Origin of the sequence: Niastella soli, assembly GCF_017742245.1 — a bacterium.
In the GTDB taxonomy this organism is placed as follows: domain Bacteria; phylum Bacteroidota; class Bacteroidia; order Chitinophagales; family Chitinophagaceae; genus Niastella; species Niastella soli.
The window spans coordinates 393,180-409,381 of record NZ_JAGHKO010000005.1 but is presented as its reverse complement, the minus strand read 5'-3'; the positions used below and the strand labels follow the sequence as shown (position 1 = coordinate 409,381).

11 protein-coding genes are annotated in these 16,202 nt (G+C 45.9%); 3 read left to right on the top strand and 8 right to left on the bottom strand.

Going from position 1 to position 16,202, the window contains the following annotated elements:
- Positions 1 to 68: 68 nt before the first annotated feature.
- A complete protein-coding gene (locus tag J7I42_RS22130; protein WP_209141058.1) occupies positions 69 to 812 on the bottom strand; it encodes a histidine kinase dimerization/phospho-acceptor domain-containing protein in 744 nt (247 codons plus the stop codon).
- 98 nt (positions 813 to 910) lie between these two features.
- On the bottom strand, positions 911 to 1,933 hold the full coding sequence (locus J7I42_RS22125) for a proline iminopeptidase-family hydrolase (protein WP_236065551.1): 1,023 nt from the start codon (positions 1,931 to 1,933) through the stop codon (positions 911 to 913).
- 195 nt (positions 1,934 to 2,128) lie between these two features.
- Here J7I42_RS22125 and J7I42_RS22120 point away from each other — a divergent pair, with 195 nt between their 5' ends.
- The 3 genes from J7I42_RS22120 (at position 2,129) to J7I42_RS22110 (ending at position 4,808) form a co-directional block, all read left to right on the top strand.
- Positions 2,129 to 2,338: an HU family DNA-binding protein gene (locus J7I42_RS22120; RefSeq protein WP_209141057.1), complete on the top strand. Its 210-nt coding sequence runs from the start codon at positions 2,129 to 2,131 to the stop codon at positions 2,336 to 2,338.
- A gap of 707 nt (positions 2,339 to 3,045) precedes the next feature.
- Positions 3,046 to 3,678, top strand: coding sequence for an ABC transporter ATP-binding protein (locus tag J7I42_RS22115; protein WP_209141056.1), 633 nt, complete (start codon positions 3,046 to 3,048; stop codon positions 3,676 to 3,678).
- On the top strand, positions 3,675 to 4,808 hold the full coding sequence (locus tag J7I42_RS22110; protein WP_209141055.1) for a hypothetical protein: 1,134 nt from the start codon (positions 3,675 to 3,677) through the stop codon (positions 4,806 to 4,808). The genes J7I42_RS22115 and J7I42_RS22110 overlap by 4 nt, the downstream gene beginning before the upstream one ends.
- Before the next feature lie 336 nt (positions 4,809 to 5,144).
- On the opposite strand, the gene J7I42_RS22105 is transcribed toward J7I42_RS22110, so the two are convergent.
- Genes J7I42_RS22105 through J7I42_RS22080 form a run of 6 tightly spaced genes read right to left on the bottom strand, consistent with a single transcriptional unit; the run spans position 5,145 to position 16,023 of the window.
- The gene (locus tag J7I42_RS22105; protein WP_209141054.1) at positions 5,145 to 7,682 is read right to left on the bottom strand and encodes a zinc-dependent metalloprotease; all 2,538 of its coding nucleotides are present in this window, start codon (positions 7,680 to 7,682) and stop codon (positions 5,145 to 5,147) included.
- Between the two features lie 8 nt (positions 7,683 to 7,690).
- A complete protein-coding gene (locus tag J7I42_RS22100; RefSeq protein WP_209141053.1) occupies positions 7,691 to 8,551 on the bottom strand; it encodes a peroxiredoxin family protein in 861 nt (286 codons plus the stop codon).
- 46 nt (positions 8,552 to 8,597) lie between these two features.
- Entirely contained in the window at positions 8,598 to 10,109 is a 1,512-nt protein-coding gene (locus J7I42_RS22095) for a PKD-like family lipoprotein (RefSeq protein WP_209141052.1), read from the bottom strand.
- 21 nt (positions 10,110 to 10,130) lie between these two features.
- Positions 10,131 to 10,958, bottom strand: coding sequence for a DUF4843 domain-containing protein (locus J7I42_RS22090; protein WP_209141051.1), 828 nt, complete (start codon positions 10,956 to 10,958; stop codon positions 10,131 to 10,133).
- Between the two features lie 11 nt (positions 10,959 to 10,969).
- Entirely contained in the window at positions 10,970 to 12,481 is a 1,512-nt protein-coding gene (locus J7I42_RS22085) for a RagB/SusD family nutrient uptake outer membrane protein (RefSeq protein ID WP_209141050.1), read from the bottom strand.
- Between the two features lie 11 nt (positions 12,482 to 12,492).
- On the bottom strand, positions 12,493 to 16,023 hold the full coding sequence (locus J7I42_RS22080) for a SusC/RagA family TonB-linked outer membrane protein (protein WP_209141049.1): 3,531 nt from the start codon (positions 16,021 to 16,023) through the stop codon (positions 12,493 to 12,495).
- Positions 16,024 to 16,202 lie beyond the last annotated feature (179 nt).

Here is a 16,202-nt window from a genome sequence, read left to right as displayed (position 1 = left end):
TCTTTCTCTCATCAATAACCGTCGATTCCCATCGTACAACTGATCGATCGATATTTTTAATTCCGGGCTCATACAAGGTCTCGCAATAATTTATTCACCTGCTCATTCATGCGCTTATTTTCTTCGTTAATGATCTGTTGGTAATAATTTATTTTTTTTGAGTCGTGCATTACGCCATCATTGCGCAGTGCTTCTACTGCTACCGATACGGTACTGAGCGGGGTCTCCAATTGTTGCAACATATCTTTAATGATAGTTGTTCTGTTATCATACAACAGTTGTTGTTTTCGGCCCATCATCAGGAAGCCATAACAAAATACGATCAAAAGCAATGTAGTAAGCAGCAGAGAGGCCGCAATCAACCAGCCCATTCCTTTCAATGCTATTTTTTCCCAGGACTTAATAACTACAATCAATTGATCACCCGAATAGCCACCGCTTATTCCATTGTCCTGGAACTGGTAATACCAAACTTTATCACGGGAATTGTTGAGTTGCGTTTGATCAAAACCCTTTGTTGATAACCGATTGCTTCCTTTTACAATTGAATATTCAAAATGGATATCACCCAAATTCCTGGCGGCAAACGACTGATGTAAAAGGGCCGTAAGTGTGTTTTCCTTTAAGGTATATCCGGCCTCGTTTACAGGCATTGCCACCGCTGCGTTATTAATACCGCTAACAATATTCGTTTCGCATTGCTCCAATTTATCTTTTTGTATCGACTTCAACCAGCAGTACTGAGTAACACCAAAGCCAACTACCAATAAACTGAAGAATGTTATTTTGAACAGTGTAACTATTTTCCTCATGGGCAATCACTTTAAACAAATAACCTTTAAGTTATCTGAGTCCCAGCCAGGAAACAAGGATACACGTTGATTTAACTAAGATTTATGGAAAGTTCATCCTACTTCCCACCATCCACGTCCCTGATAAATTTGATCAGGCCATTCATGTAAGTTTGTTGATCGTCCCACATACTCATATGGCTGCCCTTGGGGCAATACAGGTAAGAACCTTTTTGCACCTGAGTGCTTATCCACTTCATATGTTCAGGGTCCATGGTATCAAATTGACCGCCAATTGTTAAAGTAGGTACTTTGATCTTTGGCAGATCGGCTTTGCGATCCCAGTTGGCCAGGCGGCCGCTGATCCCAAATTCAGAAGGGCCCTGCATCATGGTGTAAATAACACCGTTCAGGTGTTTGAATGCACGATTAACCGGCTCAGGCCATTCCGCCAGGCGGCAGATATGCTGATTATAATAATGGGTCGTCAGCAGTTCCATGTATTTGGGATCGCTGGTTGCACCACGCTTCTCCAGTTGATGAATCGTGTCCAGTACTTTGGGGTCCATTTGTTTGGCCAGCACACTGTCGGCATATTTACCATAATCCGGAGCGCTTGCCATCATATTACTAATGATCAGTCCTTTCAGGTTGTCCTGGTATTTCAGTGCATACTCCAGGGCCAGGATGCCGCCCCAGGAATGACCTAACAAATAAAAATTGCTTTTATCGAGGTTCAATGCTTTACGTACCTGTTCTACTTCTTCAACAAAACGTTCGGTTGTCCATAAGCTGCTGTCGGTGGGTTGATCAGCATACGAAGAACCTAATTGATCATATTCATAAAACTCGATGCCCTGCTCGGGGAAAAAGCTTTCAAAACATTCCATATATTCATGTCCGGCAGCTGGCCCACCATGCAACAGCAATACTTTTATAGTGGGATTGTTACCAAAACGTTTGGTCCACACTTTGAAAGTACCCACAGGTGTTTGTATCGGGACCATTTTTATGCCCGCCATCCGCACGCCGGTATCACCAGTATTGAAATAGCTGGTAGCTGCGAAGGAAGGCTTTTCGGTGGATGACTGGCAGGAATACAATAGAATTGTACTAAGCAATAAGAAAGCAAATATTCTCATGTTTGTAGTTTATAGTAAAGTACTAGATCTTCCCGGTAAAAAAGCATACCCATTCGTCCAGAGAGTATGGGGAAGGTGGTAATAATACGGGAATACATGGCCGCCAATATACAAAGAGCCCTGGACATTGCAGGAAAAATACCCAAATCCACGTGCAGACCCTACATTTGCAGTATTATATAAAACCGAAATATCATGAGCGAGTTAATTAAGCAAATAGTTGAGAAAACAGGCGTACCTGCGGAACAGGCGCAACAGGTTGTAGACGTAGTGGCTAATTTTGTAAAACAAAAGTTCCCGCAATTCGGCGGCCAGATCGATTCTTTATTAGGCACCAGCGGCGATTCCGGAAATGCTGGCGGCAGCAATATACTGGGTGACCTGGGAAGCAAATTGGGCTTCTAACGAAATAAACCTGGAACAGACCTGACAGATTCTGGTTTAGCTAAATAAAAATGGCACGCCGACTCGTCGGAGTGCCTATTTTGCATTATAGCGTTCAGGTAAAAGACCTGTAAGGTCTGCCTTTTGAATTTGCCGAATCAACCTGATGACCAGACCTGACAGGTCTGGTTTAACTAAATAATAATGGCACGCCGACTCGTCGGAGTGCCTGTTATGAATTATAGCGCTCAGGTAAAAGACCTGTAAGGTCTGCCTTTTGAATTTGCCGAATCAACCTGATGAACAGACCTGACAGGTCTGGTTTAACTAAATAATAATGGCGCTCCGACTCGTCGGAGTGCCTGTTAAGAATTATAGCGCTCAGGTAAAAGACCTGTAAGGTCTGCCTTTTGAATTTGCCGAATCAACCTGATGAACAGCCCTGACAGGTCTGGTTTAACTAAATAAAAATGGCGCTCCGACTCGTCGGAGTGCCTGTTATGAATTATAGCGCTCAGATAAAAGACCTGTAAGGTCTGCCTTTTGAATTTGCCGAATCAACCTGATGAACAGACCTGACAGGTCTGGTTTAACTAAATAAAAATGGCGCTCCGACTCGTCGGAGTGCCGATAAGGCCTATAAGAGCTTGTCCAGTGTTAAAGTTTATGTCGTTTTATTTGAAACATTATCGGGGCCTGGGCTACTAATAGGCAGAAAACAGTATCCCATGATCCATTTACATCAGGTTCAGAAGTACTACCACGATAACTTGATCTTATATATTCCGGAATTAAAGCTCGACAAGGGCATTTACTGGATCTATGGGCTGAACGGCTCTGGTAAAACCACCTTTCTGAAGATCCTCGCCGGCATGATCCCATTTGTCGGCGACGCCCATATTAACCAGCTCAGTTTAAAAAAGAATGGCGTTGAATATAGAAAACTGATCAGTTTTGCTGAGGCCGAACCAGTATACCCCTCCTACATCACTGGCCGCGACCTGGTGTTGTTTTACCAGGATATAAGGAAAGCGTCCCAACAACAAACAGACCGGCTTATTGCATTCTCAGGCCTGCACGCACAGCTCGAAAACCCTATCGGCACTTATTCAAGTGGAATGGCAAAACGATTGTCATTGCTGCTGGCGTTTATTGGCAATCCGGCATGGATCCTGCTCGACGAACCCCTGGCTACCCTCGATACAGAAGCCGTTCATGCCCTGCCTGAGCTGATAAACGAATACCGCCAACAATATGGCACCAGTTTTATCTTCAGTTCGCACCAGCCATTTTTATCAGCCGCGCTTTCTATTGACAAAAACTTCACCATTACAGACAATACCATACAGCCTATCCCATGAACATCCAACGGTCATTATTATTTAAGTCACTCGTAACACCGTTTTATCGGCAGAATGCGGCCCTGCTTTGTTTTGTATATTATATAATGACCCTGGCAGTAGGCAGGGCCAACGGGGTGGGCCTGCTGGAATATCATTACTCACTGATCAGGGGTATGCTTACCGATACCTCGTTTTTGTTGGCGGTATGTGGAGGGTGGCTTATCTATGCCATCAAATGCGCACAGTTTGTTGCAAGTACCCTGCAAAAGCCGGCGTTCACTTATTTATACCAATTGTCGTTGGTAAATAAGCGGAAGTTATATCTCTTATTACTACAGGTGCAGCTGATACTCTTTTTACCGGTGTTGTCGTACCTCGTGGTTGTACTGGGTATCGGTTATCATGAACACTGGTATGTGGCTGCCTCCCTGGCCTTGCTGTTCAATGTGATCGTATGCACTACAAGCGCAGGATGCTATTTATATCTTTTTCAGCAACAAGGGTCGTTTCCCTTTGTAATAAAATGGAAGTGGCCGCCATTGCTGAAGCGCCAATACTACGTTAGCTTTTTGTTGCGCTATGTGTTGGAAAAGGGGAAAGTATTATTCCTGGTCACTAAATTGTATAACTGTCTAACGTTGTACCTGTTGTTAGCTGGCCGCGACCCCGCCCGCTCCTCCGACATTCGCATGATGGCGCTTTTCTTTAGTGCGGGCATGCTGGGACATGGCATCCTGGTCCACCGGTTAAAGGAAATGGAAAACACCGGATTGTCATTTTATCGCAGTCTGCCTGTTTCTATTGGCCGGCGATTCGTTCAATACTGTCTGTTTTATTTTTGTTTGTTTATTCCTGAAATAATTACCCTCGCCGCACGCACCCCAGACTGCCTAACATACTCCGAAGCAGGATTCTTTATCTTCTTTGGGTTTGGGATATTGTTGCTGCTCAACAGTCTTCAGCTGTACAATTACCTCAATCTGAAAAATTACCTCGTAAACGTGGCACAGCTGTTCTTTGCCGTTATCATTGCCATGGTGGTAAGGCAGTTATATGCACTGTCTCTCCTGTTCTTCATCCTGGCAATCATCCTGTTCTTTCAGCGGTATTACCGGTTCGAACCCCAACAAAACCCTGATCTTTTATAACAGGCTTATTCAGTCCTTAAACTCTTGATCCCGCTTTCAGCGGGATCTCCGCAAAAGTTTTTCTCCATATTACTCACTACGTAAAGCTCCGACCGGATTAGCCACGGCGGTCCTGGCACAATGCACACTGATGAGGCCAAACGCCAGGGCTGCGACTGCCGCCAGTACCATGAGATATGGGAAGATATTCTGCTCTATTCCATAGGCAAAGTTCTGTAAAATATGCCGGTGTACGAAAACGGACAGTTTGTGTACAGAATTGAATAAAAAAGCCCCAACATTAGAGTCGGGGCGCTTTGTAATTCTGGCTATACTTTATTTATTGTGACGAAAGCATTATTTCGGCATTTCCACGCCCTTAAATACCCTGTCAATGCGGGCTACAAGATCTTCCAAATGCGCTTTGGCAATCCCCTGTTGAAAAGGAATGGCTTTTTTGATATCATTGCGCAATTCATGTAAATGCGCGCGCACCACACCGGAAACATCATTTCTTGTTGGATCGGGATTTACATAGATCTGCGTCCCGTTGCCATTATTGCGGCCTACAATTTCATTAACGGCCCTGAAGGCATTGAATGAGAGATCAACATACGTGCGTTGCAGGTTGCGGCGATTGATATCGATCGGTTTGTTGGTGTATAGCTCGCCCCAGATGCTTTTCTTCAGGTCGTTCAGGAACTCGGTAACGGTATACACTTTTTCATTCTTGTAATCCACTTCGTTCTTCACCAAACCATTCAGGATACCTGATCCCAGCAAACGGCCAAGCGCATTGGATTGCGCTGTACCGAAATAAACTTCAGCACTGTACCCCGTGAGCTTAAAAGTAGTATCGTTTGCCAGCCAGTCAGGTACATGGAACAGGTAAGTATCCAGGAACTTCATAGCTGCTTTTTGCCTGCTGTAAGGTACGAGCTCAAAAACAGGCCCGCTTTGCTCTACGCTTTTTGGTGTGGTAAAACGTCCGCCAATGCTCTTTAACACATGCATCATATAAGTGTTGTACTGACGGAAAAGCGCATCATTTACTGCCTGCAGCGCATCATAGCCTTCATTGGGCTTACGCGTCCAGGCGCTGAGTTTAGGTAAGATCCGTTGCAGGTTCTTCAATCCATAGGTGCTGGCCAAGATAGCATCATCACCCAGGTCTTCGCTTTGTGAGCGGGGGTCATTGGCGTTAACTTCATAACCATAGAACAACTGCTTGTTATGGTTCAAACTATCGATGACCAGTTTGTTCAGGTACGGTGTTTCCGCTTCGGCGTTATCGAATTGGGGCAGCCAGCGGTAGCCAAATTGAATGGCCCATTTATCATAGGCGCCTATGCGGGGGAAGATACCTTTCTCTGTTAGGCTGTCTTCTGGTTGCGCTACATAATTGAAGCGGGCGTAGTCCATAATGGAAGGTGTATGACCATTTGCCTCCACCCATTTTTTATCACGCAGCTTTTCTACCGGCACGGTAGAACTGGAACCGAAGTTGTGCATGAGACCAAGCGTATGTCCTACTTCGTGGCTCGACACAAAACGGATCAACTGCCCCATCAACTCATCGTCAAATTCCATTTTACGTGCGCGGGGGTCAATGGCGCCGGCCTGTACCATGTACCAGTCATGCACGAGCGACATGATATTATGATACCAGTTGATGTGCGTTTCTATGATCTCACCACTTCGGGGATCGTGTACATGCGGACCGCTTGCATTGGCAATGGAAGATGGTTTGTAAACGATCACATTGTGCCGCGCATCGTCAATGCTCCAGGTGCTGTCGTTCACGGGTGCGGGCAAAGCTCTGATGGCATTTTTAAACCCGGCCTGTTCAAATGCTTTTTGCCAGTCGTTCACCCCGGCTATTAAATAGGGCACCCATTTTTTAGGCGTTGCGGGATCTATATAATAAATGATCGGGTGCTGGGGTTCAACCAATTCACCATGTAAATACTTGTCGCGGTCTTCGGGTTTGGGTTCCAGGCGCCAGCGGGTAATAAAGTACCGGTTTTCTACACGTTGTGGTGCTGCATCAAAATCAATTACACCGCGTGCGAAGAAACCGACCCGGGGATCATAATAACGGGGTTTCATGGGTACTTTGGGCAATAACACCAGTGAGCTGTTCAACTCATACGTAGTGGGCAATGTAGACCCGGGCCCGGCGGGCATGTATGTGCGAACCATCTTTACTTCTACGTTAATGGGAAAGGCGTTTAAGCCAGACACATACGATCTATCGGTTTGCACCGCGCCTAATTTAAGTCCGAGTCTTGCTTCAGGTCCAAAGTGAACGATCTCATTTTCTGTTTGAAGAAAAGAAGTTACGTCAAGCACATAAGTTTTTCCGGGGCCTTTGTCGCCACCAAATGCTTTTATGGGAAAGGTGGCTACAATAGGTTGCAGGCTGGAGTTAACGACAGCACGGTATAACCCGTTCTCAGTACTGTCATCGCTTTTATCGCGGAACACCATCCGTTTCATAAAGATACGGTTGAAGGGCCCCAACTCAAAGCGGATCACATTCTCGTTGATCTCATCGCCGGCAAATATGGCGGTATAGGGCCTTAAACCAGCGGGTGCTTTTGACACACGGTTCACTACCAGGATGTCGCGGTTCAGCAGGCTGTCGGGTATTTCAAAGAAATACGTTTCGTCGATCTGGTGCACGCGGAACATCCCGTTCCTGGTGATCGCTTTTTTTGTGATCACGTCTTCATAGCGCTTAGGTGCGCCGGGTGGTGTATTCTTTGCAGAATCAACTTTGGGAATAGTGTCTTTCACGGCTACTGCCGGTGCAGCAGCGCTTTTTTTCTGCGCCAAAGAAAACAGGGGCACGCCCATCAAAAAAATGATGGGAATAAATTTCGATTTATACATATCTGTTATTAATGAAGGATCAATTCCTGTAATTTGTTGAACAACTCCTCCCCTCTCAGGTTGGCGGCTACAATTTTCCCATTGGGATCTATCAAAAAGTTCTGGGGAATGGAACGGATGCTGTATAATTTTGCCACGGCATTGTTCCAGTACGTCAGGTCCGACACATGGTTCCAAACCAGGCCATCATCATTGATGGCTTTTATCCAGGCAGCACGTTTGTTACTCTGATCGAGCGATACGCCCAATACGGTAAAGTTTTTATCCCTGAATTGCTGATACGCTTTCAATACACTCGGGTTTTCTTCCCGGCAGGGTATACACCAGCTGGCCCAGAAATCGAGCAGTACATATTTCCCCCTGAAGTCTTTCAGGTTGATGGAAACACCAGCCGTATCGGGCGAACTAAACAGCGGCGCTACGGCGCCTATGCGCACAGCCATAAATCCATCGATGGACTTCTTTAACAAGATCCCTTCTTTACTCTTTTGCACTTCTTTGCTTAGTCCCTTGAAGAGCTTGTCATAAATACGAATGTCGTCAGGCAAATAACCTAAAGCATCTTTCAAAGCTTCCGCACTCACCTGGTAATTGGGGTGTGCTTTGATGAAAGCAATTTCCTGCTGGCGGCGGTAATCTTTGAGCCCTTTCATTTCATAACGCCATTGGGCCAATCCGATGGTATCGTACTTCATTTTTTGCTTCTGCGCATCGTAGTACAGATTTTGGCAGTCTTCCAGTTTTTTATCAGCTTCAGCCAACGCCTGCTTCCATTCGGTTTGCTGTTTTGCCAGCAGCGCAGAATCCTGTGCAAGCAGCTTGCCTGTAAACAGACAGCAAGCCACCGTTGAAAGAAAAAAAAGCTTCATGTAGTTTTTGTTTTAGTGCCACGGTTTAAACCGTGGCACTGTTAGTTTAGAAGATGCGGGTACCTTTCCCCTGTTCCATATACATCACCCCGGTAACGCGGCCATCGCCCTCAAATTTTACAGGCGCCGGAGAAAGGGTACCTGTACCACTAATGGTATGCAGGTATACTTTATACCGGCTTCCGGTAGAGGTAGCAATAGCGATATAATTTACAGTAGCAGGTGGTACCGGTGTACCAACCGGCTCGGGGTATCTGATATGTTGGATGGCAGTTACGGTTTCACCAACAGGCACATCAAACAGGTACGTTTCCGTTGCACTGGCCACATCTGTCATATAGATCTTACCATTAGTAGCATAATAAATAAGATCTACGTCGTAGTTGCCGCCAATAACGCTCGCATTCATTAAACTGTGTTGTGGTTTCAGGGTATCAGCGTTCATGATCAATACACCACTGCCTGTAAAGAGCGGACCAAATGAAGCATTCAACTTATACAGATAACCGGTGTCCTGTGGATTTCGAAGTAGTACCATTGCCACGCTGCGACCACCGGGATAACCGGTCATCCATTGCAGGTTGGCATTTGTGTTCAGCAGCTTGCCAGCTAAATTGGTGGAGTTCACTTTCAATTCCTGGTAAGTCTGACCGTTATAGAGAAAAACACTTTTCCTTACCGGGTCCCAACCCAGGTCCATGGCAGCTACTGCAGTCATGGGCGACAGGTTGTTATAGGAAATGTTATTAAGTGTCAATGGCATATTGGCAAACAGGGTACCCTTATACATAGCATATGCCTTGCCGTCGTTGATAAATCCCAAAAAATTGGTAGTGATTGGTTGAAAGATACCCTGTGGTTTACGGGTGGCCGGTTTTGAAAAGAACATATTGTCGAAGTTCATGAACTGGGCGCCATTGTCGACCCGGTAAATAGCCGCATCATTTTTTGAAGCCACCATGAATGCGGGAAACGTGGCCTGCGTAGTAAGTGATGACTTGAACGACGGAACAAAAATTGCTTTCACCGCATCGCCATCCAGGTTTTTACCATTGTTGTAAGTAGCGATCCAGTTGTCGATGCGGCCGGTAGGATAAATGAAGTCCATGTCGGTTTTACCGCCATTGTCTTTTACCAGGTACCATCCGGTCATGTTGAGCGTGGAAAAATTCGCCACCATATTCTTTTGTCGTACAATGCCAGTAGTTTTATCTTTTGCATTGAACACCAGATAATAGGTCCCGGGGTCTTTTAACACCACATAATTCAGATTTTTCGTACGGCCCACCGTATCGGGTTTAACCAATCCCAGGCTATTTACCGCAGCAAAGTCGGTGGAAAAAAGTGTCCAGTAAAAATCGAAATCATTTTCATTCGTCACCTCCGGTGTTATCCTTAAGGTATCTTTGTACGTGTATACATTAAAGGTATCCTTTAAACCGGCTTTTACCGATAATTCCGCTACCGGGAGGCTACTGGCCAGGGTACTGTCGTCTTTATTACAGGCGGCTGCCAGTAAAACCAATAAACCGGTTGTAAGGAGATATATTTTTTTCATTTTTCTTGTACTTGTTGATGATTAATTTGGAAAGGTAATGAGCGGGCTTGTGGGATCGCTTGTTTCATGTACCGGCGCTTTGCCGGAGGCGATATTGGCCGGATCTGCATTAAACGCCGTCAGGGCATCCCTTAACACGTTCTTGTAGTGTTGTGTTGCCTGCGCTTTCAGAGCAGCCTGGTACCAGGCCTCATCGATCTTCACTTTCAACACATCGATCATGAACTGGTGTTTACCGGTACTGTACTTTCCAAAAGTTAAATAAGCAGCGGCGGTAGTATTATCAACTTTCCACGACTCAAAGCGTTCCAGCTTGTCACTGAACATAATGGTTTTTTCAATGGCTTTCCTTTCGCCCAATCCAAATTCGTCGTTGGGCGTAAGCCGGATGCGCAACCGGTAGGTATTGCTTCTCAGGCTGGTATCACGCAATAATATAATGGGCAGCCGCGTGGCAGGGCTATCTGCCGACACAAATAGCAAACTTTGCACGCCCGGATCAGTAAATGCAACATAATGCTTACCGGGTACCGCTTTGTATGGTTTTGGCTTCCACGACGAATCGGTATTTTTACCTGTAAACGGGTCGCGTGTATAGGTAGTGTCAAATTCGTCTATTTGCTCCATGGTTACCGTTCTGCTATAATCTTTAATATCACCCATTGTGATCAGTTTAACATAAACGGTATCCCTGGTCACCGCAAGGTCCTTATATATAAAGGTGTAATTAAGCGTAGCGGTGTCGGCTAATTGTATCCGGGAGCCATTGTTATACATAAGGTATGCTGCTTTTTTGCAACCTGCAGCAATGGCCAGCAGTAAAACTATAATGCAGTAATATTTTTTCATGATAGTGGTCACTACTTGTTATGATAATTAATTTCACGATCGGGTTTGGGCACGATGTACCTTTTGGGACTTCCCAGGTATTGAGAAACCATCCAGTTTACAGGCAGGGTAGTTACGTTGTAGCGTTTGTACGTGAAGAAGGTTTGCCCTTCTGCATAAAATTCGCGTACATATTCCCTGATCATTTTATTTCTGCGGTCTGCTTCCCAACCTGAGGCACTGAAACCTGTTGCGAAGGGAATACCTTTTTTATCACAATAAATACGATAGGAGTTCTCTGCGTCAGCCTTGGTTAACGCGCATTCGGTTAATATAAGGTACATTTCGCTCAGGCGAAGCAATGGGATCTGGTTATTGGGATATGGTTCGCGCTGAATGTACTTTTTGTACATAATATACTGGCCCTGGCCAGGGGTTATTTTGTATTGCCACATACCCACAAACCGGGCATCGGTTGTTCTTTCAGTTACGGGGAACAGGTTGTTGAGGTAGTAAAATCCATCTGAAATACTTAAATCATAACGGACCAGCGTTCCGGTTTCGCCAAAGGTCTTTGTCACCACGTCATTTAGGTTATTGTAAATAACAGCGGCAATATGCTCTGAGGTGAAGGTAGCATCGCCATTTACTACATCTTTCCGCTCGCCCAGCTTGTATGTAGGGGCGCCCAGGTGATCTTTGGCATCTATAACCATCTGCGCATATTTGACTGCGTTTGCCCGGTAACTATCACCACGGGTTTTCAGCCAGTTGTTTACCCGGGCTTTGAGCGCCAGTACCGCATAATAGTTCATGCGTACCTGGCGGTACATATAATAGTCGTCACTTACTACCGGAACATTATTTACACTGGTAACTAATGGGTTCAATTCGCTCAATGAAAATTGAGTAATGGGGTCCACGTCTTTCAGCGACAATTCCGCCTGATCGAGATCGGCCAGGATCTGTTTGGCAAAGTCATCGTAACCGGAAAGCGGAACGATGTCTTTCGATACTTCCGTTACATAGGGCAGTATGGGTGTGGTGTTAACGCTATCGGGCATGGGACCGAACATACGTAATACATCAAAATGCGCAAAAGCACGAAGAGTTAACGCTTCGCCTTTTATCAGCGCATAATTGTTATCCTGGAACAGACCTTTTTTCGCATCTATATTCCCCAGGATGCTGTTTACATCGGCCACTACTTTGTATTCTTTTGCGTAGATGGCGTCAATCGTTTTTTTTGCGCCGGCATCAAGATAATTGGCATTTACCAGGGCATTTAGATCGGTACGATCGGGAGAGCTTACATCCCAGTTGCGGGCTAGAAATTCAACGGCCCCCCATGTCATGGCGCCGCCATAAGCATCGGAGCTTTTCAAATCAATATAAGCCCCGGTAAGGGCATCGCGAAAACCTTTCTGGCTTTCGAACATTTCATCTTTGGTGGTAAGGCCTTCCGGTGTTACATCGAGCCATTTTTTACAGCCTGTAAAAACCAAAGTGCCGGCTATTAGTAGAGTGGTTGTTAATTTGTTCATGTGCTTTTCAATTAAAAGGTGGCATACACGTAAAAACCTATCTGACGGGTGAACGGATAGTCGAGCCCACGCTCCTGGCGTACAGTTGACAAGTAGAACACTTCACCCGAATTAACCGAAACGTTCAGTGCTTTCAGCCGCATTTTATTCAGCAGTTTGTTATTCAGCACATCATACGACAGGTTTACGTTCTGGCAGGTGAAGGCAGACTCATTCTGTACGAAGCGGGAGGAAGGATATATTTCTGAGGTTTCCTTCAGTCCACGGAACGCTACATGATCGCCCGGTTTTTGCCAGCGGTCTTTGAACACACGTTCATCCACATTAAACCACCTGTTGGCATTTTCTACTTTATCAATCAGTGTCTGGTTGTAGATCTTTCCGCCAAAACGATAACTAAAAGAAGCATTCAGGGTAAAGCCACCATATCGGAAAAGGGTACTAAAATTACCGCGGTATTTAGGTATCGATACGCCTGCCGCAATCCGGTCAACCGCATTCCAGGTGTAACTCGGCTCTCCGGTTTTGGTCAAATACAATTCTTTACCTGTGCTGGGGTCAATACCCAGTGAAGGAACTACATAGATCGTGTTCTGCGAGGCGCCTTCACGAATGATCCTGTTCGGCAAATTGGTGTCATAGTCATATTGCAACCCCAGTTTTTCATTGGCTGCTTTCAGGGCTTCCGACAGCTTCACGATCTTGTCTTCATTATGTGCAATATTTCCGGTTATTGACCACAACATCCGGTTACGATTGTTGCGCAGGATGGTAACACGGGCTGTTACTTCATATCCTTTTTGTTCCAACGTACCAATGTTCTCTACATAATCGGTAAAGCCATTGGAATAAGGCAGCTCGATGGAAGAAAGCAGGTTCGAGGTCCTTTCTTTATAATAATCAAACTGAATGAAAACGCGGTCATGGAACAATTGGGTTTCAAGCCCCAGGTCCATTTTATCGGTTTGCTGCCATTGCAGGTTTGGGTTACCCAGGTTGGTTTGATTGGCGCCGATCCAGTTCTTATACCGGTCGGTAACAATGTAAGAATAAGTGGCCAGGGGCTGATACGCTGAAAATGCCTGGTTACCGGTAACCCCAAAAGAACCACGCAACTTCAGGCGATCTAAATAGGGAAGGTCTTTTAAAAATCTTTCATGGTGCAGGTTCCAGCCACCGCCAACTGCATAAAAAGGGGCAAAGCGTTTATCGGTCCCAAACTGAGAAGCGCCGTCGACGCGATAGGTAAGGTCAACAAAATAACGATCGTCGTAACTGTAATTCGCCGAGCTAACAAAACCTACCCGGCGGGTTGTTGCCTCTGATCCGGCTGGTTTGCCACCCGCCTGATATTGCAGCGCCCGGCCAAAGAAGTCGATCGTTTCATCGGGGAAACCTTCTGCAGCAATAGTATAGTTCGTGCTTTTCACTTCATTAAGATCTCCACTCACCCCTATTGATACATTATGTACCCCTGCAAACGTGTTGTTATAAAGGGCTTGCAGGCGGCCGGTGAAATTGAAATCTTTTCCGGAATTGTATACATAACTTCCTTTACGCAGGATATCAATAGAATTGTCTTGCGAGAATTTAGAGTGCGAGGCCGGTTTAAAATCATCGCCTGTGCTTTGGTTGCTTGTGATGCTAATGCCACCATTCAAAGCAAGGTGATTTACCGGGCGGTAATCTACCTGGAAGTTTTCAATTATGTTGGTGTACGATGTTTTATTGAAAGTATTCAATGTAGCATCGTACATGGGGTTTGCGTAGGGATACTGCGGATTTGCCTGCGACCAGTATTCGTTCAAATAAGGTTTAAAGAATTGTACAATATTCCCATTGGCATCGTAGGGGCTCCAGTATGGATTGAGCTTTGCATAGTCACCGAAGGTGCCCCAGGGGCTTTCGTTGCCTTTTGTGCTGCCAATGCGCAGGTTATTGCTGAAGTTCACTTTATTGAGGCGATAGGAAATAGTGACCGAACCATTCGCCGTTTCGCGTTTACTGTCCTTCATCACCCCGTTTATCAGGTTATACTGACCTTCCAGCGCATAGCGAAAAGAGGCATCGCCCCCTTCCATACGCAGGGAATGGTTTTGATCAACCTGGGTACGCAGGGGTTTGCGCAGCCAGTCGGTATGCTGACCACCATCCACCAATGCCAGAATATCGTTGTAATACTTTTCCAGCTTCAGGTTAACATCAGGGCCCTGGGTAGGAATGGAATAATACCCCGACGCTTTTTCCAATGCCAGCTTATCCCGGGCATTCAACAGGTGGTAACTGCTCAGATCAGGAAAACTGAGGTTAGCGCCGCCTCTGTAGGTTAGCCGTAGCTTACCGGCCTGTGGTTGTTTGGTGGTGATCACAATTACGCCATTGGCGCCCTGTGAACCATATAACGCAGTAGCAGAACCGTCTTTCAGCAGCGTTACATTTTGAATTTCATTTACGTTCAGGTCCATCATCCGCTGCATGGTGATGGGGAAACCATCCATGATGATCAGGGGTGCATTCAATGTGGCCGACTGGTACTGGAACTGCTGGTCCCGTGCGATCTGTGTAGTTGGCCCACCGGCTGCAAACTGATCGATGTTGGGCAGGTTACGGGTACCACGCAATTGTATTTCGGGTACCGTATTGGGGTTTGAACCGATATTATTATTGGTAACTACATTAAAAGAAGGATCGATATTACCCAGGGTAACAAAGATGTTACGGCCCTGGAATTCCTTGATCTCTTTTTCAGAAATAACGCGGGTAGCGCCCGTGTAACTTTCTTTGGGCTTGTTGAAGATCCCTGTTATTACGATATCTTCCTGAACGGCCACCTCCCGTTTGAGGGAGACAACAATAGATTCTGTATCGCTTTTCACCTTATAGGTAGCAGTAGCATACCCTACATAAGTTACTACAATTACATCACCCGGTTCTGCAGACACCCTGAAGCGTCCCTGGATGTCGGTAATGGCTGAACCCTTGCTTGGTTTGCCTTTTATGCTTACTGAAGCGTTTGACAGCGGTTTACCGGCACTATCAGTAACCTGTCCATTAATGATTAGGCGCACTACGGCTGGCGCAGCCACCGGCTCTTCCCGTACAGGTGTTGGTGGCGCAGGCGGCATCACTTTGCGGGTAAGCATAATAGTTTTTCCGGAGATCACGTATTGCACGGGTTGTCCTTTCAGCACTACATCCAGAAAATCGCGCAAGGGCATATTCTGTACATCATAGGTTACCGGTTTCATCTCGGCCAGGGTACCCTTCTTGCTAAAAACAACATAGCCTGTTTGTTTTTCAATGGCCGCAAACACCTGTTTCAGGGTTTGGGCCTTACCGGTGAGTGTAACACTTTGGGCCAGACCAGTAGCATGAACCTGAACCAAAGCAGCAGTTAGTAATAGTACGGTCAATCTCATAACCAGCATAATTTGGGCGAACTTGTGGCGTCTCTCCCGCTTACCAACCCGAAAGGCGGCGTATGCCAGCTTCCGGGCGGTTGCAAGCGGAATGGACCGGCCACAATCAGCAGTTTTTTGCATAAATTGTGAACAGTTTTGGTTGTTAAAAAATGATGATAACTACACATTGGATGCAACCTCAACATGGCCCGCCTACGCTAAAGTTTCGGCGGGCAACACCGGAGGTGCAGCGAACACTTCCGGTTTGTTTTTTTCAAAGCTGGATCCATTTATTTTGTCAGGCAGTTATTCAACACGCC

Bases quoted from the DNA above. Each gene is read 5' to 3' on its own strand.
- J7I42_RS22130 (WP_209141058.1), bottom strand. From the start codon at position 812: ATGAGGAAAATAGTTACACTGTTCAAAATAACATTCTTCAGTTTATTG.
- J7I42_RS22125 (WP_236065551.1), bottom strand. From the start codon at position 1,933: ATGAGAATATTTGCTTTCTTATTGCTTAGTACAATTCTATTGTATTCC.
- J7I42_RS22120 (WP_209141057.1), top strand. From the start codon at position 2,129: ATGAGCGAGTTAATTAAGCAAATAGTTGAGAAAACAGGCGTACCTGCG.
- J7I42_RS22115 (WP_209141056.1), top strand. From the start codon at position 3,046: ATGATCCATTTACATCAGGTTCAGAAGTACTACCACGATAACTTGATC.
- J7I42_RS22110 (WP_209141055.1), top strand. From the start codon at position 3,675: ATGAACATCCAACGGTCATTATTATTTAAGTCACTCGTAACACCGTTT.
- J7I42_RS22105 (WP_209141054.1), bottom strand. From the start codon at position 7,682: ATGTATAAATCGAAATTTATTCCCATCATTTTTTTGATGGGCGTGCCC.
- J7I42_RS22100 (WP_209141053.1), bottom strand. From the start codon at position 8,551: ATGAAGCTTTTTTTTCTTTCAACGGTGGCTTGCTGTCTGTTTACAGGC.
- J7I42_RS22095 (WP_209141052.1), bottom strand. From the start codon at position 10,109: ATGAAAAAAATATATCTCCTTACAACCGGTTTATTGGTTTTACTGGCA.
- J7I42_RS22090 (WP_209141051.1), bottom strand. From the start codon at position 10,958: ATGAAAAAATATTACTGCATTATAGTTTTACTGCTGGCCATTGCTGCA.
- J7I42_RS22085 (WP_209141050.1), bottom strand. From the start codon at position 12,481: ATGAACAAATTAACAACCACTCTACTAATAGCCGGCACTTTGGTTTTT.
- J7I42_RS22080 (WP_209141049.1), bottom strand. From the start codon at position 16,023: ATGCAAAAAACTGCTGATTGTGGCCGGTCCATTCCGCTTGCAACCGCC.